General features: G+C 35.7%; 5 protein-coding genes. 3 read left to right on the forward strand and 2 right to left on the reverse strand.

All coding sequences use genetic code 11. The features are described 5' to 3' along the window. Together asnB and IKV95_RS10210 are read left to right on the forward strand one after the other, a co-directional pair. A partial coding sequence (gene asnB / locus IKV95_RS10205) for an asparagine synthase (glutamine-hydrolyzing) (protein ID WP_287451769.1) occupies positions 1-1,784 on the forward strand: 1,784 nt, incomplete at its 5' end. Between the two features lie 125 nt (positions 1,785-1,909). Beyond that, positions 1,910-2,299 (forward strand): DUF2283 domain-containing protein, encoded by a 390-nt coding sequence (locus IKV95_RS10210; RefSeq protein WP_036042322.1) that lies wholly within the window; start codon positions 1,910-1,912, stop codon positions 2,297-2,299. An 81-nt stretch (positions 2,300-2,380) separates the two neighbouring features. Here IKV95_RS10210 and adhP read toward each other — a convergent pair whose 3' ends face one another. Next, positions 2,381-3,391, reverse strand: coding sequence for an alcohol dehydrogenase AdhP (gene adhP / locus IKV95_RS10215; RefSeq protein ID WP_029092479.1), 1,011 nt, complete (start codon positions 3,389-3,391; stop codon positions 2,381-2,383). A gap of 204 nt (positions 3,392-3,595) precedes the next feature. Continuing rightward, positions 3,596-4,171 carry a tRNA 5-(aminomethyl)-2-thiouridylate-methyltransferase MnmM gene (gene mnmM, locus IKV95_RS10220; RefSeq protein ID WP_029092478.1) on the reverse strand — a complete coding sequence of 192 codons (576 nt, stop codon included), beginning with the start codon at positions 4,169-4,171 and terminating at the stop codon, positions 3,596-3,598. 628 nt (positions 4,172-4,799) lie between these two features. On the opposite strand from mnmM, the gene IKV95_RS10225 reads away from it, so the two are divergent. Beyond that, complete coding sequence (locus IKV95_RS10225) at positions 4,800-5,615, forward strand: hypothetical protein (protein WP_287451770.1); 816 nt, start codon at positions 4,800-4,802, stop codon at positions 5,613-5,615. The last annotated feature ends 201 nt before the right edge of the window (positions 5,616-5,816 follow it).

Genomic DNA, 5,816 nt, shown 5'->3' on the forward strand with positions numbered 1-5,816 from the left:
ATTTTTATGAAGATCATATTTCAATGGGATTTCGTCGCCTAAGTATTGTTGATGTTGAAAATGGGCATCAACCTTTAGCTTATGATGATGGTCGTTATTGGATTATTTTTAATGGTGAAGTATATAATCATGTTGCTTTGCGCGAAGAATTAATCGCAAAAGGACCTACTTTTAAAACTGAGAGTGATACAGAAGTTAGTATTGCGATGAATTCGGAGTATAAGGAAGAATCCGTTAAACGTTTGCGCGGAATGTTTGGTTTCGTAATTTGGGATCGCGAAGAAAAAACAGCTTTTATTGCCCGTGATCAAATCGGAATTAAACCCGTTAATTATGTTGAGGTTGATGATAAATTATATGTGGGTTCTGAGAAGAAAAGTTTATTGTTAGCAATGAACAAACAAGCAATTGACGATGAAAGTCTACAACATTATATGACGTATCAATTTGTGCCAGAACCGGCTTCAATTATTAAAGAAATTCATTCATTAGAGCCAGGGCATTACATGGTGAAAAAAATTGGACAACCAGTAGAAATAACAGCTTATTGGAAACCAACTTTTGAACCTGTACAAAAAGCGGAAACTGAATACGTGAAAGAACTACGTGAAGCTTTAATGGATTCTGTTAAAATGCATATGCGTAGTGATGTACCTGTTGGTTCGTTTTTATCAGGTGGAATTGATTCGACAATTGTTGTAGCTCTTGCGAAAGAGTTTAACAAAAACATCGAAACTTTTTCAGTTGGATTTTCACGTGAAGGCTACAGTGAGATTGATGTTGCACAAGAAACAGCTGAAAAATTAGGTGTTAATAATACAAGTTATGTCATTACTCCAGAAGAATTTATGGAAGAACTTCCAAAAATTGTGTGGTATTTTGACGAGCCGTTAGCTGATCCAGCAGCAATCCCGCTTTACTTCGTGTCACGTGAAGCGCGTCGTAAAGTAAAAGTTGCGTTATCAGGTGAAGGGGCAGATGAATTGTTTGCAGGTTACACTATTTATAATGAACCGAACTCATTAGCGATGTTTGATAAAATTCCAAAAGTCGGTCATAAGTTACTGCGTGCTGTTTCTAATATCATGCCAGAAGGTATGAAAGGTAAAAGTTTCTTGATGCGTGGAACAACACCATTAGAAGAACGTTTTGTTGGAAACGCCTTTATCTTTAATGAAAAAGAGAAAAAAATATTATTGCCAAAATACCGTGAGGATGCACCTTATACAACTATCACAGCGCCGCTTTACAAAGCATCAGAACATTTAGACCCAATCCAACGTATGCAATATGTTGATATGCATACTTGGTTACGTGGCGATTTATTGCTAAACAATGATCGTATGTCGATGGCCAATTCATTAGAAGTACGCGTGCCGTTCTTGGATGTGAATGTGTATGATGTTGCGAAGCGTATTCCTTCATCAATGACTATTGCCAACGGTACTACGAAATCAATTTTACGAAAAGCATCAGAGTCATTTATTCCTGAGCATGTTTTAAATCGTAAAAAACTTGGTTTTCCTGTTCCGATTCGTTTGTGGTTAAAAGATGAAATGAAAGAATGGGCAACTGCAATTATTAAAGAAAGCCCTACAGAACATTTAATCAATAAGCAGTATGTCTTACAAATGATGGAAGATCATTGTGCAGATAAACGCGACAACAGCCGTAAAATCTGGACAGTACTCATCTTTATGATTTGGCATCAAGTATTTGTTGAAAAGAAATATGATTTTCAAACAGAGGGTGCAGAAATCAATTTTAAACCTGAAAGTAAATAATAAAAAATTTTATGCGGTCGATAAACCATAAATGAGAAAGAAGCATTTTGGCCTCAATGTCAACATGCTTCTTTTTCTATTTTTAGGTTTTAGTGATGCGAGTTAAAATATTAGGGGGTTTCTAAATGGAAACAAGAATTTTATTAATGGACGAAGTTGCAGAAGCGGGGTATCTCTATTTATTATCGAATCAAGTACCGATTCCAGTAGTAACAACAGAAGAATCGGATGCCACAGAATCAATTGTATTTGATTATGCTGAGAACGGTCGTATCGTCGGTATTGAGGTTTTTGACCTTGTCTATCGTAAATTGAAACAAATGCCAGAAACGAAGCGATATGAAGCGACAGATAACGGTTATTATTGGGGCTTTGATAAACCTGAAGCTACATTTGATTTTGCTGAAAAAGGTGTAACCATTCATTTCGCAGATCCGTTGTTTGAGGACTTTATTGGTTACACTATAACCGATACAAAATTATACTCTAAAAAAGAGCTGGACAAATTAATTTAAAGAATAACAAAAACAAAAAAGAGCCCATAAGGCTCTTTTTTTATGTTTAACCCAGGGGGGCTGGATTAAGCTATTTTATAATTAAAGTGACATGTCAATAACCATACGGCCATTGATTGTACCATCAATCATCTCTTGCATAATATCATTAACATCTTCAATTGGACGGTTGTGTACGATTGGTACAACTTTACCTTCAGCAGCAAATTGGAAAGCTTCACGTAAATCTTCACGAGTACCTACAAGTGAGCCCACAACTTCAATACCATCTAATACAAGTTTTGGAATGTTTAGATCCATTGAATCAGAAGGTAAACCAACTGCTACAACTCTACCAGCAGCTCTTACTGAGTTAACTGCTTGATTGAAAGCACCTTTAGAAACAGCTGTAATAACTGCTGCATGAGCGCCGCCTAATTTTTCTTGGATTACTTTTTCAGGATCTTCATTTTTAACGTTGATAACCATATCAGCGCCAAGTTCAGTAGCTAATGCTAATTTTTCATCACTGATATCGATAGCAACAACTTTAGCGTTAAATACTTCTTTAGCATATTGTAAAGCTAAGTTACCTAAGCCACCAACACCGTAAATTGCAAGCCATTGTCCTGGTTTAACATCAGAAACTTTAACAGCTTTGTATGTTGTAACACCAGCACACGTAATACTACTTGCAGCAGCAGAATCTAAGCCTTCTGGTACTTTTACAGCGTAATCAGCTGTAACGATACATTTTTCAGCCATAGCACCATCCACGCTATAACCAGCATTTTTAACGCTACGACAATATGTCTCTTTACCACTTACACAGTAGTCACATACGCCACAGCCTTCAAAGAACCAAGCGATACTAACACGGTCGCCGATTTTTAAGCTTGTTACGCCATCTGCTACTTCAATTACAGTTCCGATACCTTCGTGTCCTAGTACACGTCCTGGTACTTCACCAAAGTCACCATCTTTTACATGTAAGTCAGTATGACAAACACCACAGTGGCTTACTTCTACAAGTGCTTCTCCTGCTTGGATTGCACGGATTTCCATTTCTTTTACATCAACTGAGTGGTCTTTATTAACGATCGCTGCTTTCATTTTCATCAATATCTCTCCCTTAAGTTAATTTTCTGTACTAGTACAGTTTAATACTTATTCCACATATAGGAAAGGGGTTACAAGCGTATGTCGGAATATAGACACATATACACATTAAAGCGAAATAACTTATCCGATGTGAAATAAAGTGACACAAAAGTAGACAAGGACAAAGTAGAAATTTAGCAACAGGTAAGCAATAAACTATTTTATTTCTATCGCGATCACCATTGGTGGGTTGTTTTTTTGATTGGTAAATTGATAGTTTAAAACAGCGTATTTATCCTGAGGTAATTGATTTGTAAACGCATACAAGTCCCGTCTTTCGACTTTACCCTCATTATGACCATCGTAAACAGTTAACACGATTAAACCACCAGTAGGCATTATTTTTAAAAGCTGTTCTATAGCAGCAAGTGTTGTCTCGCTCGTTGTTGTAATTTCCTTATCACCACCTGGCAGGTATCCAAGGTTGAAAATAGCAGCCGTTAGTTTGTGATGTAATGCAGAAGGCACAAGATCAGTGATATGATGGTGCCCTTTATCAGTGAGTGTAAGTGAGGCTAGAGTGATATTAGCATCAATCAAACGTTGTTTCGTATGGTTCACAGCGTCCGCTTGAATATCACAGCCGATTATATGGCCTTTACGACCAACAAGATTTGCGAGAAAAAGGGTATCATGACCATTACCAATTGTCGCATCAATGACGGCGTTGCCAGGTTGAACTTTTTGTTGCAATAAAGCATGTGAAAAATTTAGTGCGTTTTTAAGAATCAAGTAAATTCCTCCATATATATGTAATCAAAGTCTCTTAAATAGTTTACCATAAATGAAAGATAGGTAAATTGAGAAAAAGAACAGATGTAAATATTAAGTGCAACACATGATTATTGCGGATAGATTTAAGGTGGAAAATTTTGAAAAAAATAAACTACTAGCGTTATTGGGGCGCCCACTTTATCAAATGTTGTTGGGATGATTGCCAAACAAACAGACAAGTGAGACAAGAAAAAATAATGGATGTAGAGGTATTTAATATAGAAAGAAGCGCATTCCTAGCTGAGATGTAAAGAATTTAATTATAATGTGGTTATTTTCCTGTTAAAACAAGAATATCGACTACTTTGTTGCGCTTTATTCTGACATCTAAAGAGAGAAAGTATGAAGCTTATTGGATTGTAAATCAAATGCTGCAATCTTTTTGATGTCGAATTAACCAGTAAAACAGAGAAAAATCTATTTTACAATACACTTAAATAAAGTTACTGAGGTAGCTATAAAAAAGTTGCAAGCTATTTAATTTTTTTTTTGAGTTTACACATGATTTATATATTAAAATTCATTTGGAAAAGGCAGTTTTCAGATAGTATTATTAAACTATTAAATTATCAAATAGGAGGGAATCATGAAAAAATTAACTACTAGCATTATTGGCGCACTATCATTGTCACTATTTTTATCTGTTGGGGTACCCGCTTTATCAAATGTGGTTGAAGCAGACGAAAGTGTCAATTCTGTCAATTCCATTTTGCTTTCTGATGAAGAGTCAGAAAAAATCGCATCTGAATTGGTCGAAAATTCAGATTTAGAAATTAACGATGAGGCCTTGGAAAATGATTTTGATTTAGAAGATGCCGTAGCAGAAATCCCCTCTATCAACGAAATGACTACAGAAGAAAAAGAACTATTCGATTCAATTGTGAATGAGCAACTTCAGATTATGGGAGTAAATGACACAGAACTTGAAGAAGTATATAAAGATAACTTAGAAGGATTTTTCGATGAAAATTCTGAAACATATGAGAATCTCCAAGCGTCACAAGCTAAAATTGATGAAGATTTAAAGGATTTAGAAGAAACTCACCTTTCTATGTTAGATAAAACAGCTAATTTCATCACTGGTGATAAAAAAGTTCAAGCGTTTCGTTTAATGAGCAATAAGTTTGCAGGTGCTGTTATTAACACTGCTATCGGCCTTGCAATAGGTGGTGGTGTTGGAGCAATTGCTAGATATATTCGCAGTAAAGGTAAAAAAGAGGCTGCCAGAGTCTTTAGTCGTACTGTGAAAAGTAGATTGACTGCATGGGGAGCACCTAAATTAGCATTCGCTGTTGGAGCCTCTGTCGCCTTTGCACTTAATTTTACAGATATCGGTGGCGTGATCGCCAAACAAATAGATAAGCGAGACAAGAAAAAAAATAATGGCTATATTGATATCTAGTCTACAAAGATAAGGGATGAATTGATGAAATTTTTTTGGTTAGTAGCTCTTATATATATCACCGTCACAATTTCTGGCGAAATGCTCTTCACAATTCCAACACAAAATCCCCAACGAATATTATTTTTTGTGGGAGAGTTTATTGTAATTGCAATTATTTATTTAGCGCTTACTTCAATTATTTATAAGATCAGACGTTAG

It is taken from the genome of Brochothrix sp., assembly GCF_017549435.1.
In the GTDB taxonomy this organism is placed as follows: domain Bacteria; phylum Bacillota; class Bacilli; order Lactobacillales; family Listeriaceae; genus Brochothrix; species Brochothrix thermosphacta.

What these genes read in the sequence shown, in the direction of transcription:
- IKV95_RS10210 (WP_036042322.1), top strand. Translation starts at nt 1,910, where the DNA reads ATGGAAACAAGAATTTTATTAATGGACGAAGTTGCAGAAGCGGGGTAT.
- adhP (WP_029092479.1), bottom strand. Translation starts at nt 3,391, where the DNA reads ATGAAAGCAGCGATCGTTAATAAAGACCACTCAGTTGATGTAAAAGAA.
- IKV95_RS10225 (WP_287451770.1), top strand. Translation starts at nt 4,800, where the DNA reads ATGAAAAAATTAACTACTAGCATTATTGGCGCACTATCATTGTCACTA.